The following is a 22,581-nucleotide window of genomic DNA, read 5'->3' on the forward strand; positions in this document are numbered from 1 at the left end:
AGCATGGGGGTTTCGATGGAATTCAAATCGTGGTGCGCACGAGTTCTCCGGCTGCTTGAACTCTGGAACCGGTTTCACCGTCGCCGCCATTCGGACCCCGCGCCTGATGCAAGCACGTTCGCCGAATTTGACAGTCGACATAGCTTATTTTGTCGACCGCTAGACAAAATTTAGTCGCTTGTCAAGTAGTCGGTTGGCGCGCATGATGCTCGGTATTCCCCCGATCGCGCCAGCGATATCAGCCCTGTTCCGGCTGGAGTCCGGACACCCAAGAAGCAAGGTTTCGGATGACGCAGCCAGCAGTAGTGATCGACAACCCGATGCAAACCAACAGAGGCGTGAGACAACCGCCCGCGGACAAATTCCACGCACGGCGCGCCGAATTGGCGGAAGCAGCGTTGGAAACCCTCGGCGAACTCGGCTACGCGCGTACCAGTCTGCGTGAGATCGCACAAAAATCGGAATTCACGCACGGCGTTCTTCACTATTACTTCACGGACAAGCTGGATCTGATCACCTGCAGCATTCGCCACTACAAGGCGAAATGCGTCACCCGCTACGATGCGGTGATCGCTTCGGCGCAGACGCGTGAAGAATTGCAGGAAGGATTCATCGACAGGCTCTCGGAGACGATCCGCGAAGAGCCGCGCATGCATTGCCTGTGGTACGACCTGCGCTCGCAGGCGCTGTTCGAAGACGGATTCCGTGGCGATGTCGCGGAGATCGACCACAAGCTCGAGGACATGGTCTGGCGCATCATGAGCCGATACGCCGAACTCGGCGGCCGCGAACTCATGATTTCGTCGAGCGCGCTCTACGCGTTGTTCGATGGGCTCTTCCAGCAATATCTGCTGCGGCACGTGTCGAACGATCCCGATGCGGTGCCCGAGCTGCTGCAGGAAGTCCGGCGCTTGATGCCGATGGTCGGCTGACCGGGAAGACATCTCCCCTCCCGGCAACCACCACGGGCACGGATATCGCCTGTCTGGGGGCGACGCCCCGCTTCGGCAACACGATCTCACGGTGGCATCGTTCGAACGGGAATACACCATCCCGTCCTCACGGCATCGCCTTGACGCGCGGCCCGCGTACATTGCGCGTGTCCATTCGCCGCCGTTGCTTCCATGAAACCGAATCCACCGGTGCCGGGCACCACGCCCATCGATATCGCCGCGCTCATCGACAACAGCAAGATCGGCGCGTTCCAGATCGGTTTGTTCGCGCTGTGCGGCTTGTGCCTGATCATCGACGGATTCGACGTGCAGGCGATGGGCTATGCCGCGCCGGCGATCCTCCAGGACTGGAAGATCGACAAGGCCAGCCTCGGCCCGGTCTTCGGCGCAGGGCTGTTCGGCATGCTGATCGGCTCATTGGTGTTCAGCCCCGTCGCCGATCGGATCGGGCGTCGCCCCGTGCTGATCGGAGCCACGGTGTTCTTCGGTGTGTGCATGCTCGCCACGGCGCACGTCGGAACGATCGACGGCCTGCTGGCACTGCGCTTCATCACGGGCATCGGGCTCGGCTGCATCATGCCCAACGCCATGGCGCTGGCGGGGGAGTTCAGCCCGTCGCGAAACAAGGCTTCGACGATGATGATCGTCTCCTGCGGATTCACGCTGGGCGCGATCGTAGGCGGGCTCGTGTCGGCGATGCTGATTCCGACATTCGGATGGCGCGCGGTGTTCCACGCGGGCGGCATCGCGCCGCTGGTCATCGCGGCCTTCATGATTTTCTATCTGCCCGAATCCTTGCAGTTCCTGGCGCTGCGCGGCGGGCGCGAGGAACGCATCACCGCGAGCCTGAAGCGCATCGTTCCTGATCTTCGGTTCGACGGCGATGTTCGATACGCGATGCACGAACAGGTTTCCAAGGGAATCCCGATCGCGCACCTGTTCCAGGACGGCCGCGCGATCGGGACGCTGCTGCTGTGGGCGATCAACTTCATGAACCTGATCAACCTGTATTTCCTTTCGAACTGGCTGCCGACATTGATCAACGATGCCGGACACGCGACCACCTATGCGGTGCTCGCGGGAACCACGCTGCAGGTAGGCGGCGCGATCGGCACGCTGGCGCTCGGCTGGATCATTGATCGCAAGGGTTTCGTCCCGGTACTGGTGGTCTCGTTCCTGCTGGCGACGTTCGCGATCGCGGCGATCGGACAGCTCGCCGCAACATTGATCCCGGTATTCGTCGTGATCTTCATCGCCGGCTTCTGCATCGTCGGCGGACAACCCGCGGTCAACGCGCTGGCAGCGAGCTACTACCCGACCTCGTTGCGTTCCACGGGCATCGGCTGGAGCCTTGGCGTCGGCCGCGTCGGCTCGATCATCGGCCCCGTGCTCGGCGGCGCGCTGATCGGCATGCACTGGTCTTCCGCCTCGCTGTTTCTCGCTGCCGCGGTACCCGCCGCGATCTCCGCCTTGCTCATGCTGGGCATGCGCTCGGCAACGGCGCGGTGAGGCGGCCTTCGGTGTCGATTCGGCGTCGGATCAATGCGCGGGCGAACGTCGCGCCGCAATCGCAAGCACGCACATGACCAGGCCCAGGCCCGCCGCCGCCCAGAACGGCAGAACCGGCCACCAGTCGAACAAGGCGCCTGCCAGCGCCGTCGCGATCGAAAATCCTACCGTGTGCGCCACCGACAGCGCGCCGGCCACACGCGATTGCCCCGCTTTCCCTGCCGACAACGAAGCCAGTGCCGTGTAGGTCGGCACGAGCAAGGCACTGGCGATGCCAAGTGCAGCGAATCCAAGCCAGATGCCGCTCATGTTCGATGCCGATGCGAACGAGATGCCGGAAAGCGCCAGAACACCGGCGCCGATCCACAACATGCCACGTCCAGGACGACAACGCGGCACGATCCACAACTGCAGCACGATCACGATCGCCGCCGTCGCGGTGAGCATCCAACCCACCGACGCGGATGCCGCTGTCGACGACAAGCCGAAATGCACGCCGAGCCACGGCCCCACCGCGTACTGGATCTGTCCGAGCGCGGCCTGCATCGCGAAGGCCAATGACAGCCACAGCCCGATCGAACGCCAGGGGACTTTCGCCTTCGCGATCGCTGCAGCATGCGTCTTCGTGGTTCTGGCCAACGGCAATGCAAGCAATGCGGGACATGCCGCCAGACTCAACAACCACAACGGTCCGTCCTGGCTAAGCCAGAGACTGGCGGCCGCCAGCGCAGGCCCGAGCAATCGCCCTAACGTGAGCCCGGCCGACAATCGCGACAGCACACCTAGACGCTGCCCAGGCGTGGAAAGATCGGCAAGCCAGGCCTGACAGGTCGGCACCAGCCCAGACACCGTCAGCCCATACAGCACGCGCCCGGCCAGCAGCATCGCGTCGTGCCCTGCCCAATGCGGTCCACGACCGAGCTGCCATAGCAGCAATGCATGACTGAGCGCGAATCCGAGCAGGCCCACGATCACCATCGCGCGCCGCCCGATGCGATCGGAGCATCGACTCCATGCTGGCGCACCGATCAGGAACAACGCCGATCCGATCGCGAATGCGGTGGCAACACGCGCCGGCGACAAGCCGGTGCGTTCGAGCAGCACGGGCACGAACGTCAACAGCGTCGTCTGCCCCAAGCCCATCACCAGCACCGACGCGGCGAGCACGATCACCGTGCGTCGATCGACGCTCTCGTACTGATGCTGATCGCGTGCGGATGCCGCCTGCGGCGCGATGGACGCATCGGTAATCGTGATTTCCGCTGCGTCCGTTCGACTCGCGTCGCGCACTTTCACCTGCCGTATACAAAGCTTTCTGACATCCGAAATTTTAAGCGAAAGTCTTTATTTTGCAAACGAGAATCGTTATCTTTTGACGCCTTTCCGGGACAACTGTCCCTACTCCAAGCACGCTCCCCCGACGTGGACACTCTCTCGATACGCCGCGAATTCGCTTCGCTCAGCGCTTTCATGAATTCGATTTGCCGCGAATGGCCGGCCGCCACTTGGCTCGCGCGCGACGAACATGCCCTGGCACAGCCTGACGGTGCATTGCGCCTGCCGCTCACCCGCCCTGCCGGTGCGTTGCTGATACCTGTCGTGCATCGTTCGCCGGCGGGACGTCACCGTTTCGCCGGTTCGATCCATCTCGTGCTCGCGAATGGCGCGGAGAGTGAAATCGATTTCGCGCAAGCCGTCGCTTTCCTCGCCGCTGAGCCTTCGCTCGCGCCCGGTGCCAGCGATCGCACGCGACGCTTGTTCCTGCGTCGCGTGCTCGACAGCGCGGCGAACGTACTCGATGCGGAGTCCGAGCGTTCCGACGAGCTGTCGAAACTGGCCTGGCCGGAAGCGGACTATCTCGCCGCCGAGCAGGGACTGGTCTACGGCCATGCAGTGCATCCCACGCCGAAGAGCCGCGACGAATTCACACGCGAGGATCTCGCCCGCTACAGCCCTGAATTCGGCGGCCGCACGCCACTGAGCTGGTTCGCTCTGCGCGAGAAAGCCTTGTGGCGCACCGATGTCGGCGCTGGACATGCCGCTGGTTCGGCCTTGGATCAACTCTCCGCGTTGATCGAAGCCGATCCGGCACTTGTGGCGATGGCGGCGAAATATCCGCGCGCCGAAGGCTGGCAGTTGCTGCCAGTGCATCCGTGGCAGGCGCGCCTGCTGCGCCAGAGCGCGGCTTACCTGCACTGGCGCGAACGCGATTGCCTCGTGGATCTCGGCGAAGCCGGCGCCGACTGGTTCCCGACCTCCTCGCTGCGCACCCTGTACGCGCCACAGGCATCGGTGATGCTGAAATTCTCGCTGTCCGTGCGGCTCACCAATTCCAAACGCGTGCTGCAGCCGGGCGAAGTCGCGCGCGGCCGATTAATCCACGGCGCGTTCGCCAGCCACATGGGACAGGCCTTGCGTGAGGAATGCCCGACGATCGGCATCCTCCACGAGACCGCCGCGCTCGCGCTCGCCGCGCCGGATGGAAGCCCACTGTCCGAAAGCTTCGTGATCTTCCGCGACAATCCGTTCCGCACCGGCGCCACCGCTTACACGATGGCGACGTTCTGCCAGGACGGCGTCGCTGGCCTGCCCTCGATGGCCGCGCGTCTGGTCCAGCGACTCGCCAGTGATGCCGGCCGCTCCGTGCCCGAACTCGCATCGGAATGGTTCGAACGTTTCCTCGATGTCGCGCTGAAGCCGTTCCTGATCGCGCAAGCCGACTACGGCTTCCTGTTCAGCGCGCATGCGCAGAACACCGTGCTCGAACTCGAAGCGGGTTGGCCGACGCGGATGTGGTTCCGTGACTGTCAGGGCACTACTTTCCACGCCGACACCATCGCTGCGTTGACCACGGAGGTTCCCGGCATCGAAGCGGCAAGCGAATTGAGCTTCGACGAAGCCGCCACCAACCGCTTGTTCGGCTATTACCTGATCGTCAACAACGTGCTCAATCTGGTGTCCACGCTCGCCGCCGACGGCGTCACGACCGAAGCGGCACTGCTCTCGCGCATGCGCGAGTTCCTGCGCACGTTACGCGCGCGACGCTCCTTCAAATATCCCCATTTCATCGATTACCTGCTGACCTCCCCCGAGCTGATGAGCAAAGGCAATTTCATGATCTGTTTCGCCGACTTGAACGAAACCACGCAGCCGGAGGGATCGTTCCGTTCCTACGTGCCCTTGCCCAACCCGCTCGCGGAGGCACAGGCATGAGCCACTATCGTCTGCCGCTTGGCGATGGCCGCGTCGCCCATGCCACGCGTAGTGGCGCAGGCTATGCCCTGATCGTCGGGGGCAAGCCGCAGGCGTTGCTGACGACGGTGGCATCGGATTCACAACAGGTCACCTTGCGCGGTCCTGTACCCGGTGCCGATGCACTCGCCCTGATTCCTGTCCTCGCCGAACTGTTCTGCCGGCAGCCGGAGCTGCGAACGGTGGCATTGGAACTCGACTGCGACCACACCTATGCCGCGGCTGCCACCCGCGCGGGCGTGGTCACCCAAGCGAGCGCAATCGACTCCCGCTGGCACCTGCAGGTCGAACGCGGAAGCTTCTGGCAACACCCCGCGCTGTGGCTCACCGCTCCAAATTCCGCCGGCATGGCGCTGCGCTACACGATGACCGGCGAGAAACGTCATCCGCTGCGTGCGCCGCAGGCACGCGGCACGGTCTATCGCCGTTATCTTCCGGAGCTGGACATGACGTTGAGCTTCCGCGTCGCCGATCTCAAGCGCGATCTGGACACGTTCCATGCCTGGATGAATCAGGATCGCGTGCATCGCTTCTGGGAACTGGCGGGCGATCGCGAATCGCATGCACGTTATCTGCAAGGCCAACTCGATGATCCCAAGGGACTGCCGCTGATCGCGGAATTCGACGACGAGCCCTTCGCCTATCTGGAAACCTACTGGGCCAAGGAAGACCGGCTCGCGCCGTTCTACGACGTACATGACTTCGATCGCGGCTGTCACGTCCTGGTCGGCAACAGCCGCCATCGCGGCCCCGCCAAGGTCACCGCGTGGATGCGGGCGATGTGTCATTACCTCTTCCTCGACGATCCGCGCACGCAGCGCATCGTCGGCGAACCGCGCGTGGACAACGCGCGCTTCATCGACTATCTGCAGGCGCAGGGTTTCGCCAAGCTCAAGGAATTTAACTTCCCGCACAAGCGCGCGGCGATGGTGGTATTGGAGCGCGAGGCGTTCTTCGACCAGTACGGCCCCTGGGGTGAGGCATGAACGCCGTCGCGCGCCTCGAACAGCTTGACGTCGGGCAGGACACCATCGAACAAGGCTTCACGGCACTGCATTCACCGGCCCTGTGGCGTCGCGCCAACGTGCGCATGATCGAAAAGGCACTGTCGGAACTGAGTTTCGAAGGCGTGATCGTGCCGCAGGTGGAGACGACGGACGGCGGCACCCAGGTGTTCACGCTGTCGTTGGATGGCGGTGGCTTCCGCTGGCACGGCCGGGTGAATCGTTGGCAGCAGCCGATCATCCTGCCGGGCAGCGTGGTCGATCTGTCCAGTGGAGAACAGGCCGCAGATGCCACGGCCGTGCTCGCCGCGGTACTGGCGCCGTTGAAACTCCCTGCGATCACGCTCGCCAACTATCTGCGCGAAACCCTCAACACGCTCGCCGCCGACACGCAAATGCTGGCTTCGCGCGAAGGCCTGCGTGCCATCGATTGGCTGGCATTGCCAGGCGATCGCCTGCAAAGCCTGCTCGATGGTCATCCCAAGGCGATTCCGTCCAAAGGCCGCATCGGCTGGGGCGTCGAGGACAACCTGCGCTACGGCCCCGAACGCGCACCGGCGTTCCAATTGCAATGGCTGGCCGTACGCCATGATGTGGGACGCCTGAACTCCACGCTTGACTGGGACGCCGATCGCCTGGTCGCGGCAAGCTGCGCGCCTTCCGAGCATGCGTGTCTGCGCGAGCGGCTCGCCGCCGCCACATCGCGGCCAGAAAATTACTGGCTGCTGCCGGTGCATCCCTGGCAATGGCAGGCCGTGATCTCACCGCAGTTCGCGCAACTGCTCTCCGATGGCCGCATGATCGCGCTCGGCGAAGCCGGTGATCGCTACACGCCGCAACAATCCTTGCGCACGCTCAACAATATTGATCGGCCGGAACGACCCAATCTCAAGCTGCCGCTGACGATCCTCAACACCTCGGCTTATCGCGGCCTGCCCGCGCGTTATCTCGCCATCACGCCGGCGCTTTCCGATTGGCTGCAAGGCCTGTTGGCTTCCGATGCACTGCTGACCGAGTGCAACACGGCGGCACTGGCCGAGCCGGCAACCGCCTTCGTGCCGCATCCCGTGTTCCACGGACTGGAAGGCGTTCCCTATCAGTTCGACGAAATGCTGGGCGCGGTCTGGCGCGAAAGTACCGAACAGCGCCGCACTGCCGGACAACGCATTCTGATGGCTTCAGTATTGCAGCAATGCGACGACAATGGCGTTCCGCTTGTGACCGAGCTGATCCGCGCCTCGAAACTGTCGACACAGGAATGGCTGTCGCGCTTGTTCGACTTGGCCGTGGTGCCGCTCTACCACTTGCAGGCGCGATACGGACTCGGCTTCATCGCTCATGGCCAGAACCTGATGCTGCGATTCGAGAACGAAGCGCCCGCGGGCATTTTGCTCAAGGATTATCAGGGCGATCTGTTTCGCGCCGATGCTGCCTGGGCGACATCCGAAGGCCTCGCGCCTGAGGTGTGAGGCGCGTTGCCAACGATGCCGCCACATTACCTCGTGCACAATTTGTGGACGGGACTGTTCGCCAGTGTCTTCCGCTTCATGGCCAGCGCATTGCACGGATATGGCACGTTCGACGAGGAAGCATTCTATCGCTTGCTGGCCGAGCGCTTGCGTCGCTACCAGGATGCGCATCCGCAATTGCGCGAACGCTTCGCCGAACTCGATCTGTTCACGCCACAGATGCCGCGGCTATCGCTCAATCGCGCGCGCTTCGCCGCCGGCTATGGCGACTCGGCCGAACGCCCGATCCACGCGCGTGGCCCCGACCTCCCCAATCCGCTGCTGTTCGCGACGACCTGAGCCCTCTCCCATGTCCGAACTCATCGACATCGCCGGCATCGGCGCCGGCCCGTTCAATCTCAGCGTCGCCGCCCTGCTCGCGCCGCTGGAACACGTGCACAGCCGCTTCTACGAGCGACGCACACGGTTTTCCTGGCATCCCGGCATGATGCTGCCAGGCGCGAAACTGCAGACCTCCTTCCTCAAGGATCTGGTCACCGCAGCCGACCCCACCAGCGATTACAGCTTCCTCGCCTATCTGGTCGCGCATCGGCGCTTCTATCGCTTCATCAACGCCGAATTCCAGTCGATCGAACGCCGCGAATTCGCCGATTACCTGCGCTGGGTGGCCGAACGCCTGCCCAACCTGCGCATGGGCGTGGATGTGCGCGAAGTACGCCTAGGCGAACATGGTTTCACCTTGCTGCACGCCGATGCGAGCCGCACGCATGCGCGGCATCTCGTCGTCGGCACCGGCGCCAGCGCGCATGTTCCGGAGTGGGCGCGACCACATGTCTCGCATACGCACTGCCTGCACAGCTTGCGTTATCTGGATCGCGTGCCTGATGTCGAAGGCCTGCGCGTGGCGGTCATCGGTGGCGGCCAAAGCGGTGCCGAGATCGTGCTCGATCTGCTGTCGGGTGCTCGCGGCAGGCCCGGCTCGATCGCTTGGGTATCGCGGCGACAGACCCTGGAAGCACTGGACGAGTCTCCATTCTCCAATGAGTTCTTCACTCCGCACTACGTCGACGCGTTTCATCGATTGCCTGCCACGCGCAAACCACCGATCGTGACGCGGCAGAAGCTCGCCAGCGACGGCATCTCACCGACGACGCTCACCCAACTCTATCAGACGCTCTACAACGAAAGCTTCCTCGGCGGCGATGCATCCGGCGAAGGAAACGATCGCCTGCGCATCCTGCCGCATCGCGAGGTGCGCACGATGGAGCGCGAGGGCAATGCCTGGTCGCTGGTCGCGCACAACGGTTTCGATGGCGGCAACGAGCGCATCGATGCCGATGTGGTGATCCTGGCGACCGGCAATCAGACCTCACTGCCGGAGTGCCTGGAACCTTTGCGCGAACGCCTGAACCTCGACGCCGAAGGACGCTACCAGCTGCATCGCGACTTTTCCGCCGATTGGGACGGCCCAGCCGAGCATCGCATCTACATCCAGAATGGCGGGCGCTACAGCCACGGCATCGCCGATCCGCAGTTGAGCCTGACTGCCTGGCGTGGCGCGACGATCGTCAACTCGATTCTTGGCCGCGCGCATTACGCGACCGAAGACGCGGCACTGCCAATCGAGTGGGCGACTCGCGACAATGCCGAACCGGAGCCGTCGCAAGTGCAGCGTGTGGCGTAAGCCGACTCTTGTCGGCCAACGTTCTTTCGCTCGTCATTCCTGTCTTCGCGGGAATGACGAGCACTATCCCTGCCGAGAAAACGCCTCAGTAGCGGATGCTGTAGCTGAGCCCGAAAGTCCGGCCACGGCCGCGGAAGTCGAACGTTTCCTTCGCCGCCAGCGCACCGTAGTACACCTGGGCGCGCTGTCCCCAGATGGTCGTGTAATCCTCGTCGAGCAGATTCTGCACGCCGAAATTAAGTGTGCCCTTCGGCAATTGCCAATGGCCGACGAGATCGATCGTCGTGTAGCCGTCGAGTTCGCGATCGTCGCCGTCTTTCAAGTCGAAGCTGCGCAACGCTTGCAGGCGGACGCCGATACGCTCCCCTTCCCATCCCGCGAAAGCGCCAAGCTTTGACGGGCTCGCGTCCGTGACAGCCGCGCGCTCCCAATCGCCTGCGTCATTCTCGTTCTCGGTGCGGATGGCGAGTAGGTTGCCGCCGACCTGCCAACCGCCATGGAGACGCCACGTCAGTTGCGCTTCCACACCGAAGTTGCGCACCTTGCGCTCGATCTGATCAATGGCCAGCGTCACCGGCACCAGCACGATGTCGCGATCGGACCAGGCATAGAAAGCCGCGGCCTGCAGATCGAAGCCTTCGCCGTACTGGCGCCAACCGATTTCGACCTGTTTGGTCTTGATCCCATCCAACGGCTCGTTGCTGACACCGACGCCGTTGAGCAAACGCCAGTGCGCACCATCCAGCACATAAGCGCCCTGGCCGTAGTACTTGCCCGGGTCCGGCACCTGGAAGCCTTCCGTGTAGTTCGCCCACAGCTGATGCTGCTTGTCGAACGCCCACACCGCGCCGACGTTGAACAGATCCACGTCGTAATCATTCCTGCCGCCAGCGATCGCGTCGGCGCTGGTGCCGATGTTGTTCGCCATCGCGGTCTGCTGGCCGGTGGCGACGAAGTCACCGACTTCGATCTTGGTCTGCTGGTGACGCCAACCAGCGTTCAGACGCAAGGCGTCGCTGACCTGCCACTGGGCCTGGATGAAGCCGGAAGTCCCATCGACCGTATATTTCGGATAACGGCCAACCTCAGCCACCTGACGCATGACGAGGCCGCCGCTGGCGAATGCCTGGCGGATGTCGAACAACGCCTGGCTGGAATCGAACGTTTCGTGGTCGACGTCGAAGCCGTAAGTCAGCCCGAAATTATCCCACTGTTTCTCCAGCACCGCCTTGAAGCCGGACAGATCCGTGTTCTGCTTCGAAGCCGAGTAGTACGGCAGCGAGCCGCGGGTGGTGTCCACGCGTCGATAGCTGAAGGTGCCTGGGAATGGATGGAAGTCGAGCTTCTCCGAACGCGCGAACGCCTGTAGATAGAAGTGCTGACCGCCAAGCACGTCCTGCGCATGAAAATCGGCATTGACCTGCCGGCGCCGGCTCTGCGGTTCGACGTCAGAATCGAAACCATCGCGTACCTCGATCAGTTCGGGACGCGCTGTGGCCGCCGGGATCGCGCCACTGAGATTCGGACCCAGGTACAGGCCGCGATCGCCGTCATACCCCGAATCGTAGACCTGTCCGGTCAGCCGCAGCGTCTTGCCATCGCCGAAATCGAAATCGAGGTTGCCCATCACGTCGAGCGACCTGTTGTATTGCAGGTCGGTCTGGGTGATGTCCATCAGCACCTGCTTGCCGTTGGCGTCGTAGGCGGCGCCATTGTCCTGATAGGCCACGGCGAGACGGCCGGCCAGGGGGCCGTTGCCACCGGAGATCGATTGCGCCACGCGCAGGTCGTGATCGCTGCCGGACTCGAAGCCGCTGCGCACGCCCACTTCGGTCTCGAAGGCCAGGCCTTCTCCGCCGCGCTTGGTGATGATGTTGATGATGCCGCCGGTGGCGCCGCCGCCGTAGATCGCGCTGGCGCCGGAGAGTACTTCGATGCGCTCGATATTGAACGGATCGATGCTGTCGAACTGGCGGCTGATCGCGCGCGAGCTGTTGAGCGAGACGCCGTCGATCATCACCAGCACGCTGCGGCCGCGCAGGTTCTGGCCGGCGTTGGTGCGGCCCTGCGGGCCAATGTCGAGCCCGGGAATCAGCTGCGACAGTGCTTCCTTCAGCGGCACGCCGGCGCGGAACTGTTCTTCCAGTTGCGCTTGATCGATGACCCAGACGGTGCCGGGAATGGCGCTGATCGATTGTGGCGTGCGCGATCCGACCGCGACCACGCGTTCGAGTTCGGTGGCGTCGGCGGCATCGGCGGCGAGAGCGGAATGAGAGGACAGCGCGACAAAGACGGCGGTGGCGAGGGGGGCGAAATGGAGCGAAGACAAGGTAGAAATCCCGTTGAATTCATGTTCCTACATTGTAAATGAGAATTAATGTTAATTAGCAATATTTCTCATTCCTCAATAAACTGGCATCACTGCGCGGCAGCCCTCCAGGCCGTCGCTCGTCCACGAACCGGTCGGAAGACGCCGTATGCCCCTACTCGGCCTGTTGCTGGCGCTGACAGCCGGCCTCGCCTGCTATCTCGCCTCGCCGCAGCGGCGTCTGTGGCTCGGGAGTTCGCTTCGTCTCTGGCGCTGGTTGGCCGTCGCTTGCGCGCTGGCGGCATTGCTCGTCTGGATACGCGCACTTGGTGTCTTCGCCGGATTCTTCGCCTGCCTGAGCGCGCTGATGCTGGCCTGGGTCGTCCTGCCGTACCTCGCCGCGACGCGGAGGCAGGATTGATGGCCGCCGGCACGCGTATGACCAGCCGCACCATCGCCGGCATCGTGCTGGGCTTCACCCTCTCCTGCGGCATCGGCGGGCTGTACACGGTGTTCGGGCCGCAGGCGTATTCGGAAAATTTGATCGTGGCGCTGATGGTGATGCTGCCGATCTGGATCGCGGCCTGGGCGTCGAGCTATGCGGTCGCCAGCGCATCGCGTGCCTGGGGATGGTTGCTCGCCGCCAATCTCGTCGTGCATGTGCTGCTATGGGTATCCCGGCATCAGCACTGGGGAGGCTGGGCGTCATGAAGGCCGCAACACTGCGCGCGTTTCTCACCGTGCATACCTGGACCGGGCTGATTGCCGGCATGGCGCTGTTCATCGCCTTCTACGCCGGCGCGTTCACGGTATTCCAGTCGGCCACCGCGCAGTGGCAGCGGCCTGAATTGCGCGAGTCGCCGGCGACGACGCCTCAGCAACTCGAATCGCTGCTCGAAGAGGTGACGCGCACGCATCCGCGCGCGAAAGAGAATCTCTGGGTCTATCTGCCAAGCCCGTTCGCGCCGCGCATGTTCGTGTTCTGGCGCGAGAAGAAGCCCGAGGCGGAGCATCTGTTCGCGTTCGGGCGTGACGGGCGCGCGCACGAGATCAGCGAGGAATCCAAGCTTTCCGATCTGATCAATCAGGTGCACTACAGCCTGGGTCTGCCCGAACGCTGGGGTACCTGGCTGATGGGCATCGTCAGCATTCTCTATGGCTTGGCGCTGGTGTCGGGCGTGCTGGTGCATCTGCCAACGCTGGTCCAGGATCTGTTCGCGCTGCGGCGCGGGCGCAACCTCAAGCGGATGTGGCAGGACGCGCACAACGTGATCGGCGTGCTGTCGCTGCCGTTCCACATCGTGTTCGCCTTCACCGGCACACTGCTGTGTGTGCTGGTGCTGTTCGTGGCGGGCCTCAACTTCATCGGTCTCGGCGGCAAGGGTGCAGCGCTCTATCAGCAGGCGCGCTATGCGCCGGAGATGACCAAGCAGGACGCTGGCGCCGCGATGCTGCCGCCGGCCGCCCTGCTCGCCGCTGCGCGTGATCGCGCGCCCACGCTGCAGCCGCACTTCATGAACTACCGCAGCTACGGCGATGCCGCGGCCACCGTCAGCATCGCCGGCCCGGTGCCTGGCCATCTGTCGGATCTCGGCATCGTCACGCTCGAGGCGCGCAGCGGCAAGGTCGTCGGCGTGCAATTGCCGGGCGAGCGCGGCAACGCGCACGCCGCCGTGCGCGGCGTGACCTCGATCCATTACGGCACCTTCGGCGGCCTGCCTGTGCAGTGGCTGTATTTCCTGCTCGGACTGGCCGGCGCCTTCCTGTTCTATTCCGGCAATCTGTTGTGGATCGAGTCGCGGCGCAAGCGGCGCCAGATCGAGCAGCCGCGCGTGCATCGTTTCCTCGCGCGGTTGACGGTCGGCGTGTGCCTGGGATGCTGCGCGGCGTTGTCGGCGACCTTCGTCGCCAGTCTGCTGCTGCAGAACGCGGGGGGAGAATGGCGCACCTACTACGCCGTCTTCCTCGGCAGCGTGCTCTGGGCGCAGCTGCGGCCTCCGGCGCGCGCGGCGATCGAGCTGGCATTGCTCGCGGGCGTGCTCAGCCTGGCGGTGCCGGTCACCAATGCCATCGTGACCGGCGATCACCTGTTCCGCACAGCGATGACCGGGCAATGGCAGGTGTTCGGCGTCGACGCCGTGGCGATCGCCTTGGGCCTAGGCTTCCTGCGCATCGCCCAGGTCACGTGGCGCCGGGCGCGCAATGGCGATTCGAACAGTGTCTGGTCCCTGGCACCGCCGGCGGGTACCGCCCAGCCCGCCGAATGACCGGCAAAAGAAATGGCGGGGAGTGAACTCCCCGCCATCGAGATCGGTACAAGGTTGGCCTAAGGCCGTGTCTCAGAACGGAATATCGTCGTCCGAGAAATCGTCCATCGGCGGCGCCGACTGCTGCGACGGTGCCGGACGGCGCTGCGGCGGCGCGGAATCCTGACGCTGCGGGCGCGACGGGCGTTCGCCGCCGCCGGCGGCGTCACCGCGGCCGCCCAGCATCTGCATCTCATCGGCGATGATGTCGGTGGAGTACTTCTCCACGCCATCCTGGCCGGTGTATTTGTCGTAGCGGATCGAGCCTTCCACGTACACCTGGCTGCCCTTGCGCAGGTATTCGCCGGCGATCTCGCCGAGCTTGCCGAAGAACACCACGCGATGCCATTCGGTGCGCTCCTGGGTGTTGCCGTCCTTGTCCTTGCGGACCGAGGTGGTGGCCAGGCTGATGCGGGTGATCGCCATGCCGCCCTGCGTGTATTTGACGTCGGGGTCGTTGCCGAGGTTGCCGACCAGAATGACTTTGTTGATGCCGCGGGCCATCGAAGTTCCTTGAATTTCGCCAGTACTGGCGAGCAGTCTGCAATTATAAGCGTTCGCGGGGGAGAGGCCCGAACCCCGCCCTGGGGTCGGGAAATTCCCCATCGGAGCGGCCCCATCGAACAGGCTCCATTGAAAAAGCCCCCTGCGAGCGGGCCAGGCAGGCCGCATCCACGCAGCGCGGCTACGTATAATTGCCACTTGCCCCACCGGACCCCGCATGCACGCCTCAGCAAGCCCGCGGCAGCTCGATCTCGCCGCCATTCAGGCCCTCGCCGCCGCCGACATGGCCGCGGTCGATGCGCTGATCCGCCGCCGCCTGGCTTCCGACGTGGTGCTGGTCAACCAGATCGGCGAGCACATCGTCGCCGCCGGCGGCAAGCGGTTGCGCCCGATGCTGCTGTTGCTGGCCGCGCGCTCGCTCGGCCACGGCGGCCCGGACGCGCATCAGCTGGCGGCGGTGATCGAGTTCATCCACACCGCGACCCTGCTGCACGACGACGTGGTCGACGAATCCGACCTGCGCCGAGGCCGCAAGACCGCCAATGCCCTGTGGGGCAACGCGCCGAGCGTGCTGGTCGGCGATTTCCTGTACTCGCGCAGCTTCCAGCTGATGGTGGAACTGGATCGCATCGAAGTCATGCGCATCCTCGCCGACACCACCAACTCCATCGCCGAGGGCGAAGTGCTGCAGCTGCTGCACGTGCGCAATCCCGACACGGACGAGACCGCCTACCTGCGCGTGATCGAGCGCAAGACCGCGGTGCTGTTCGCCGCCGCCACGCGCCTGGGCGCGCTGCTGGCCGGCGCCGACACGGCCACACAGCAGCGTCTGCACGATTACGGGATAAATCTGGGCTACGCCTTCCAGATCGCCGATGATGTGCTCGACTACAGCGCCGACGAATCCGCACTCGGCAAGCATCTCGGCGACGACCTAGCCGAGGGCAAGGCGACACTGCCGCTGATCCATGCGATGGCGCATTCCGATGCCGCCACGCGCGCGCGTCTGCGCGAGATCGTCGAGAACGGTGACGTCGAGGCCTTGCCGGATGTCATCGCCGCGATCCAGGCGCAGGGTAGCCTGGACTACAGCCGTACTCGCGCGCACCAGTACGCGCAAGCCGCGCAACGTGCGCTGGATGGATTGGCCGATAATGAAGCGCTTGCCGCCCTGCGCGGGCTGGCGCATTACGCCACCGCGCGCGATCACTGATCGCTGTTGTTCAAGCGCTCGCCGGTCATTCCCGCCTCAGCGCGCTGACGGCGCGCTTCGGTGCGGGAATGACCGACATTGCGTGGGATCAGTCTTCGCCGAACCGCTCTTCGAAGAAGTTGTCCATCATCTTGTAGGCGCGCTTGGCGGCACGCTCGTTGTACATGCAGCCCGGCTTGTTGGCAGTCTCGAGCGCGAAGCAGTGGACCGCGCCGCTGAAATTGACGAACTGCCAATCGGCGCCGGCGGCGGTCATTTCCTTTTCCAGGTCGGCAACGTAGGGCTGGGTGCTTTCGTCGTCGGCGCCGTTGAGGATCAGCAGCGGGGTCTTCACGGCCTCCGCCTTGGGACCATAGGCCCGCAACCCGCCGTGGAAGGTCACGATGCCCGCCAGCTGTGCGCCGCTGCGTGCCAGCTCGAGCACCGTCGCGCCGCCGAAGCAGTAGCCGAACGCACCGATCTTGCTGGCGTCGAGCGGCGCATTTCCGGCCTGGGCCTTCAATACTTCGACCGCCTGCGTGATGCGGGCGCGCAACGCCGGGATGTCGGCATAGAGTTTCTGGACCTGCGCCAAGGCGGCCTTGTCATTCTTGGGGCGCACTTTCTTGCCGTACATGTCGACGACCAGGATCACGTAATCGTCGCCGGCGAGCTGCTTGGCCTTGTCGATGGCGGCGGAGGTCACGCCGTACCAGTCCGGCACCATCAGCAAACCGGGGCGCTGTTCCTTTGAAGCATCGTCGTAGACCAGGAACCCGCTGAAGGGCTGCTTGCCGACCTTCCATGCCACGGGCTTGGCCTGCATCGCGGCGAACGTCGGTACGGACAGCAGCAACAGAATCAAGGCGAGACAAATGCGACGCATGATGATCTCCCAGCTAGAAAGAATTTCCCGAATTGGAATATCCGCCGCGAGGCGGGGCGCAGATTGTAGGCCCGCCGCGGCGCCATTGCCGTGACGAAAACAGTGTTCCGGGCGGAACGCGACAGTGACTCGATCGGAATGCCGGCGTTACGGCGCGATGCCCAGCCCTGGGATCGCCGTGATCGCATCCGGCGAGAACCCCGCCAGCTGCGCGAAATGCCGGCCGCGCTCGGTGTAGTCGCGATAGGCACCGAAGCTCGGCGCGCCCGGCGACATCAGGACCACGCCCTCGCCCGCCAGCGCCTGCCGCGCCAGTGCGACGGCTTCGCTCAGATCTCCGGCCTCACGTAGGACGAAACCTCCCTCACGCGCCAGGCCTTCGAGCAAGGCATGGATGCGCCCGCCGTTCTGCCCCATCGTAATGATCGCGACCGGAGCCTGCGTCCGCATTGCTTTGGCGAAGTCCGACCAGTCGAGGCCGCGATCATGGCCACCGACGAGCAAGGCCACGCGCCGACCTCGGAAAACATCGAGCGCGGCCAGACTGGCATGCGGTGTGGTACTGATCGAATCGTTGACGTAGGTGATGCCCTCGCGCGTGCCGATCGTCTGCAGGCGATGCGGCAGCGGCCGGAACGAAGCCGCATGCGGCGCAAGCGCCGCGGCATCGAGGCCGAGCGCTTCGATCGCCGTGAGCACGGCGCAGAGATTGCCGCGATTGTGGCGGCCCGGTAGCGGAATCAAGGCGGTGTCGAAGATTTCGTCGTCGCCACGGCATAGCACGTCACCACGCAGATGCCAGCCGTCCTCGCGCCCGAACCAGCGCACTCCCGAATCCGGCAGCGTCAACGCGGCAAGACGACGGTCGACGGCATTGAGCACGGCGATGCGCGGCTTCGCTTCGGTGAGCAAGGCGAGCTTGTCGTCGACGTAGCGCTGTTCGCTGCCGTGCCAATCCAAGTGCTCAGGAAAGATATTGGTGACGACAGCGATGTGCGGCCGAACACCGGCACCCGCGACATCACGCGTCTGATAACTCGACAGTTCGATTGCCCAGAACTCAGCTTCGGCATCGAGCAGTTCCAGCAGCGGCAGCCCGATGTTGCCGCACAACGCCGTGCGATGGCCGCCCGCGCGCAGCAGATGCGCCAGCAGCGCAGTCGTGGTGCTCTTGCCCTTGGTACCGGTCACGCAGACGGCGCGCGCATCGGGGCGCTCGGCGAACCACAGCGCGGTGCCGCCGACGAAGCGCGTGCCCTCGTGCATGGCGACCATCGCCTCGGGCCGGTAGGGACTGATGCCGGGCGATTTGACGACGACATCGAACGCGGACAGACGCCCCGCGCTGGCTTCGGTTTCGACCGAGAGTGCCGTATCGCCGATGCCTCGCGCATCGGCGGCCTCTTCGGCGCTGCAGAACAGCGTCAGCGGCAATCCGGGCAGCCGCGCGCGGATCGCGTGGTAGGCCGCGCGGCCTTCGCGGCCCCAGCCCCACAGCGCGACTCGCTTGTCCTCAAGCTGTGAAATTCGCACGCAACTGTCCCCACAACGCGGGCGGGATGCGATGTTCTTCATCGATCGTCAACAGCGGCTCGATGGCGAACTCCGTGGCGTCGAGTTGCGGCCGGATTTCCCGGTTGAACCGCTCGACCACCACATCCTCGCGCCACTCCGGCCGCTCCGCCAGCGCCGCCATCGCGGCGCGCGATTCGCGGCCTTCGCCTACGCATTCGAACGGCTTGTGATCGCGGTACTCGAGCAATGCGTCATACCCAGGAATCTGCGCCGCATCATCGAGCAGATTGCGGCCGAAGATGCCCACCAATCGCGGCTTGGGCATGAACGGCGCCAATGCCAGGAACACGAAATGGCATTTCGGGCAGACCCCGCACCAGCGACTGGTCGGACGCTCGCCGAGCAGGTGGAAATTGCGGTTGCAACTGGAAAAGTGCGCGTCGTAGCGATCGGTCTTGGCGAATTGCCGCGCCACGGCCAGCTCGCTCAGCGGTCGCAACAGCGAGTAGTAATGCAGATCGGCGGCGATGCGGCGCTGCACTTCCTCACCGAATGCACGCTCGCAGGCCCAGCCCTTGGACCACTGATGGTTCACCTCGCCCGTGCCTTCGATCAGGCTGCCGTAGCTAGCCGAACGTTCGTTGGAGAACACGACCTGATCGACACCGAGCAACACGGCGGCGAACACCATGATCGCGGAATTCAGCACCGTCACCGGGATGTGACCGTTCCAGGCGCCCTGGCGGTTGAACTCGAACAGTTCCGGCGCGAGCTGGCGGCCGAGATTGAGCGTGGGCAACTCGGTGCGCTCGGCGCAGGCCTTGATGAGTTGCGAACCACCGATCCAGGTGACCGTCTGTTCGACACCGATCGAGCGCAGGGCTTCGATCGAGACCAGCGAATCTTTGCCTCCGCCGATCGCGACCAGCGCATGCTTGCGCAGGCCCAACGCGGGCGCGGCTTCATCGGTCGAAAGCGCCTGCTCGACCGGGAATTTGATGCGGCCGTGCAGATTCAGCCCATTGCGATAGGCGAATTCGCCGAGGCCGTTGACGTAGATCTCTTCCAGCAGCGCCGCCGTGCCCGCATCGATGCCATACGACTCGATGCGGATGTCCTCGGGTACACCCGCCTTGTAGTAGCTCACGCCGGCAATCAGGTGCAACAAACGTAGCGCCTGCTCGACGGCGCGCGCGCGCGCGTCGTCGAGCACGAACGGTGCGCCAGGAATCGTCACCGTCTCGATCAGCTCCGGCCCCTCGTCGAAGGCATACACGAGCTGCCCGACGCCAGTTTCGGCATCGAACGCGCAGCGCACGAAGCGGAATACGCGAACGGCATCGCGATCAAACTGCCAAGCACTCATGCGATGACATCCTCTGCCGGCAACGCGCGCAGGTTGTAGGTATTGGACATGACGAAACCGTAGGCCCCGGCATCGGCGACGAGCACGATATCGCCTTCTTGCGTCTCCGCGGGCAGCGGGCGCTGCACGCCGAGCACGTCGCTGGATTCGCAGATCGGGCCGACCACGTCGAACAGCTTGTGCGTGTCGGCCGGCTCGGCAAGACGCGTGAGGTTGTGAACACCATGATACGCGTCATACAGCGCGGGCCGCATCAGCGTGTGCATGCCGGCATCGAGACCGACGCGGCGCACGCCCTGCTTCTCCACCACCTGCGTGACGCGCGCCAGCAGTACACCGCATTCGGCGACGAGGTAGCGCCCGGGCTCGATCGCGAGCTTGTAGCGCGGATAGGCCGCCTTGATTTCGGCCAGGCCCACCGCCCAGGCATCGAGATCGAAGGGCTCGGCATCCGGCTTGTAGGGAATCGGCAGACCGCCGCCGATGTCGATCGTGTCGACGGTGCCGACGCTGTCGGCGAAACCGGCCAGTTCGGCGTACACGTCGCGCCAGTGCGCCGGCGAATCGATACCGCTGCCGAGATGTGCATGGATGCCGGTGATGCGCACGTCGAGCTTGCGCGCCGCCTCGACGAAATCATCGAACGCGGACAGCGGCAGACCGAACTTCGAGGCCGTGCCACCGGTGACCACCTTGGCATGGTGGCCATCACCGCGCCCCAGATCGATACGCAGCCACAGATTGCGGCCACGGAACGTGTCCGGCCAGTTGCGCAACGCTTCGATGTTGTCGAGCGTAACGATGATGCCACGCGCGAAAGCCGCGTCGTATTCGGCACGCGGTGCGAAGCTCGGCGTGAACAGCACGCGCGCGGGATCGAGGTCGGGCAGCACGGTGAAAACGTGCTCGAACTCGCCGCGCGACACGCATTCCAGGCCGAAGCCTTCCGCCACCAGCGCGCGCAGCAGTTCCGGCCGTGCATTCGCCTTGACGGCGAAGAAGCGGCGGTCGATCGCGGCGACCGCGTTCAAGGCCGCCGCACGCGCGCGCAGCGTCGGCAGATGGTAAACGTAACCCGGCGTACCGGCTTCGGCGCATGCGAGCAGACGCTCACGCTCGCCCTGCCACCACTGCGGCGCACGCTGCGGCTTGCCGTGCGCGATCTCGCGCCAGCTGGGGCCGAACACGCTGGCGTCCTGCACCGGCATCGCGCCGCTTTCGATCAATTCGGCGTGCAGTTCCGGCAACAGGCCGTCGGCATCGGCTTCGTCGATGACGAAGGTGAGGTTGAGATCGTTCGACGACTGCGAGATCAGATGCACGCGCTCGCGTCCGAACGTGGCCCAGATGTCGGAAAGCTTGTGCAGCAGCGAGCGCATGCCGCGCCCCACCAGCGTGATCGCCGCGCACGGCGCGATCACCTTCACCCGGCAGAATTCGGCCAGATCGTCGGACAGGCGCGCCAGCACATCGGTGCTGACCAGGTTCTCGCTGGGATCGAGCGAGACGGTGACGTTGGTTTCCGAGGAGCCGATCAGGTCGACCGACAAGCCGTGACGCTTGAAGCGCTCGAACACGTCGGCGAGGAAGCCGACCTGCTGCCACATGCCGACGGTTTCCATTGAAACCAGCACGATGCCGTTGCGGCGGCTGATCGCCTTCACACCCGGCACGGTGACGGCGCCGCCGTCGATGCTGGTGCCGGGAAGATCGGGGCGCTCGGTGTCGAGGATCGCCATCGGCACCTGGCCATCGCGGCAAGGCTTGATCGAGCGCGGATGCAGCACCTTGGCGCCGGTGGTGGCGATTTCCTGCGCCTCGGCATAGTCGAGGCGGGTGAGCAGGCGCGCATCCGGCACTTCGCGCGGGTTGGCGCTGAACATGCCGGGCACGTCGGTCCAGATTTCCACGCGCTGCGCGCCGAGCAGTGCGCCGAAATACGCGGCGGAGGTATCGGAGCCGCCGCGACCGAGGATCGCGGTACCACCATCGCCATGCCGTGCGATGAAGCCCTGCGTGAGCAGCAGCCGCGTCGGCTGCGCGGCGAAGCGTTCCCGCCACGCGGCGTCGGCCTCGCGCTTGCAGTTCACCGACAGGCGGCCGGCCCAGTCGCTCTGGTTCGGCAACGCCACGGCGTCGAGCCACTCGCGCGCGTCGCACCAGCCGAAATCCAGGCCCTGCGCGTGGAGATAGGCGGTGCCCAGCGTCGAGGAGAGCAATTCGCCCTGCCCCAGCACTTCCGCCTGCCAGTCGAGCGGGCGCGATGTCGCGCGCGGATCGTCGAGCAGCGCCTGCAACGCGGACAGTCGCGTGCCGAGCGCGGCGTCGGCATCGAGTTCGAGTTCGCTCGCGAAGCCGCGATGACGCTCGATCAGCGCCGCCACGCGCGCGGCACTGTCGGCAGCGCCGTCGGCGATCGCCGTCAACTCGTTCGTCACACCGGACAACGCCGACACCACCACCAGCACGCGCGCATCCCTGTCGTCGGCCCGCTGTTTCGCCAGGCGTCCTATCGTGTCCCAGCGATGGCGACGCGACACCGAAGTGCCGCCGAACTTGAGCACGATCCAGCGATCGGCCAAGTGGGAAGTCCGCACAGGGATGTGCGGGCTCTTGCGAGTGACTCGCATGTC

The 22,581-nt window shown here is 64.7% G+C and carries 16 protein-coding genes and 1 pseudogene; 10 read left to right on the plus strand and 7 right to left on the minus strand.

Annotated elements, in window-relative coordinates; translation table 11 throughout:
- Positions 1-320: 320 nt before the first annotated feature.
- Both LG367_RS08630 and LG367_RS08635 read left to right on the plus strand, forming a co-directional pair.
- Entirely contained in the window at positions 321-932 is a 612-nt protein-coding gene (locus LG367_RS08630) for a TetR/AcrR family transcriptional regulator (protein ID WP_226468840.1), read from the plus strand.
- Positions 933-1,124: 192 nt separating this feature from the next.
- Positions 1,125-2,462 (plus strand): MFS transporter, encoded by a 1,338-nt coding sequence (locus LG367_RS08635; RefSeq protein WP_226468841.1) that lies wholly within the window; start codon positions 1,125-1,127, stop codon positions 2,460-2,462.
- A 30-nt stretch (positions 2,463-2,492) separates the two neighbouring features.
- Here the strand turns inward: LG367_RS08635 and LG367_RS08640 are convergent, their stop codons facing one another.
- Positions 2,493-3,752, minus strand: coding sequence for an MFS transporter (locus LG367_RS08640; RefSeq protein ID WP_319004009.1), 1,260 nt, complete (start codon positions 3,750-3,752; stop codon positions 2,493-2,495).
- Positions 3,753-3,932: 180 nt separating this feature from the next.
- Between LG367_RS08640 and LG367_RS08645 the strand changes: the two genes are divergently transcribed.
- From LG367_RS08645 to LG367_RS08660, 4 genes and pseudogenes are all read left to right on the plus strand, one after another.
- Positions 3,933-5,675 carry an IucA/IucC family protein gene (locus tag LG367_RS08645; RefSeq protein ID WP_226468843.1) on the plus strand — a complete coding sequence of 581 codons (1,743 nt, stop codon included), beginning with the start codon at positions 3,933-3,935 and terminating at the stop codon, positions 5,673-5,675.
- The gene (locus LG367_RS08650; protein WP_226468844.1) at positions 5,672-6,700 is read left to right on the plus strand and encodes a GNAT family N-acetyltransferase; all 1,029 of its coding nucleotides are present in this window, start codon (positions 5,672-5,674) and stop codon (positions 6,698-6,700) included. Before LG367_RS08645 ends, LG367_RS08650 begins: the two co-directional genes overlap by 4 nt.
- A gap of 413 nt (positions 6,701-7,113) precedes the next feature.
- Positions 7,114-8,526, plus strand: a pseudogene (locus tag LG367_RS08655) (IucA/IucC family protein).
- Positions 8,527-8,536: 10 nt separating this feature from the next.
- The gene (locus LG367_RS08660) at positions 8,537-9,871 is read left to right on the plus strand and encodes a lysine N(6)-hydroxylase/L-ornithine N(5)-oxygenase family protein (RefSeq protein WP_226468845.1); all 1,335 of its coding nucleotides are present in this window, start codon (positions 8,537-8,539) and stop codon (positions 9,869-9,871) included.
- A gap of 85 nt (positions 9,872-9,956) precedes the next feature.
- Here the strand turns inward: LG367_RS08660 and LG367_RS08665 are convergent, their stop codons facing one another.
- Positions 9,957-12,200, minus strand: a complete 2,244-nt coding sequence (locus LG367_RS08665) for a TonB-dependent receptor (RefSeq protein ID WP_264179840.1) — start codon at positions 12,198-12,200, stop codon at positions 9,957-9,959.
- 148 nt (positions 12,201-12,348) lie between these two features.
- Here LG367_RS08665 and LG367_RS08670 point away from each other — a divergent pair, with 148 nt between their 5' ends.
- Genes LG367_RS08670 through LG367_RS08680 form a run of 3 tightly spaced genes read left to right on the plus strand, consistent with a single transcriptional unit; the run spans position 12,349 to position 14,446 of the window.
- Complete coding sequence (locus tag LG367_RS08670) at positions 12,349-12,600, plus strand: hypothetical protein (RefSeq protein WP_226468846.1); 252 nt, start codon at positions 12,349-12,351, stop codon at positions 12,598-12,600.
- Positions 12,600-12,890, plus strand: a complete 291-nt coding sequence (locus tag LG367_RS08675) for a hypothetical protein (RefSeq protein WP_226468847.1) — start codon at positions 12,600-12,602, stop codon at positions 12,888-12,890. The genes LG367_RS08670 and LG367_RS08675 overlap by 1 nt, the downstream gene beginning before the upstream one ends.
- The gene (locus LG367_RS08680) at positions 12,887-14,446 is read left to right on the plus strand and encodes a PepSY-associated TM helix domain-containing protein (protein ID WP_226468848.1); all 1,560 of its coding nucleotides are present in this window, start codon (positions 12,887-12,889) and stop codon (positions 14,444-14,446) included. Before LG367_RS08675 ends, LG367_RS08680 begins: the two co-directional genes overlap by 4 nt.
- 72 nt (positions 14,447-14,518) lie before the next feature.
- Here the strand turns inward: LG367_RS08680 and LG367_RS08685 are convergent, their stop codons facing one another.
- Positions 14,519-14,989 (minus strand): single-stranded DNA-binding protein, encoded by a 471-nt coding sequence (locus LG367_RS08685; protein WP_226468849.1) that lies wholly within the window; start codon positions 14,987-14,989, stop codon positions 14,519-14,521.
- A 217-nt stretch (positions 14,990-15,206) separates the two neighbouring features.
- On the opposite strand from LG367_RS08685, the gene LG367_RS08690 reads away from it, so the two are divergent.
- Positions 15,207-16,202, plus strand: coding sequence for a polyprenyl synthetase family protein (locus tag LG367_RS08690; protein WP_226468850.1), 996 nt, complete (start codon positions 15,207-15,209; stop codon positions 16,200-16,202).
- An 88-nt stretch (positions 16,203-16,290) separates the two neighbouring features.
- Here LG367_RS08690 and LG367_RS08695 read toward each other — a convergent pair whose 3' ends face one another.
- From LG367_RS08695 to LG367_RS08710, 4 genes are all read right to left on the minus strand, one after another.
- Complete coding sequence (locus tag LG367_RS08695) at positions 16,291-17,067, minus strand: dienelactone hydrolase family protein (RefSeq protein ID WP_226468851.1); 777 nt, start codon at positions 17,065-17,067, stop codon at positions 16,291-16,293.
- A 147-nt stretch (positions 17,068-17,214) separates the two neighbouring features.
- Positions 17,215-18,600: a UDP-N-acetylmuramoyl-L-alanine--D-glutamate ligase gene (murD, locus tag LG367_RS08700; RefSeq protein WP_226468852.1), complete on the minus strand. Its 1,386-nt coding sequence runs from the start codon at positions 18,598-18,600 to the stop codon at positions 17,215-17,217.
- Positions 18,581-19,948, minus strand: a complete 1,368-nt coding sequence (gene murL, locus LG367_RS08705; protein ID WP_226468853.1) for a UDP-N-acetyl-alpha-D-muramoyl-L-alanyl-L-glutamate epimerase — start codon at positions 19,946-19,948, stop codon at positions 18,581-18,583. Before murL ends, murD begins: the two co-directional genes overlap by 20 nt.
- Positions 19,945-22,578, minus strand: a complete 2,634-nt coding sequence (locus LG367_RS08710) for a bifunctional aspartate kinase/diaminopimelate decarboxylase (protein ID WP_226468854.1) — start codon at positions 22,576-22,578, stop codon at positions 19,945-19,947. Before LG367_RS08710 ends, murL begins: the two co-directional genes overlap by 4 nt.
- Positions 22,579-22,581: the final 3 nt, after the last annotated feature.

The organism is Luteimonas panaciterrae (assembly GCF_020511115.1).
GTDB lineage: Bacteria > Pseudomonadota > Gammaproteobacteria > Xanthomonadales > Xanthomonadaceae > Luteimonas > Luteimonas panaciterrae.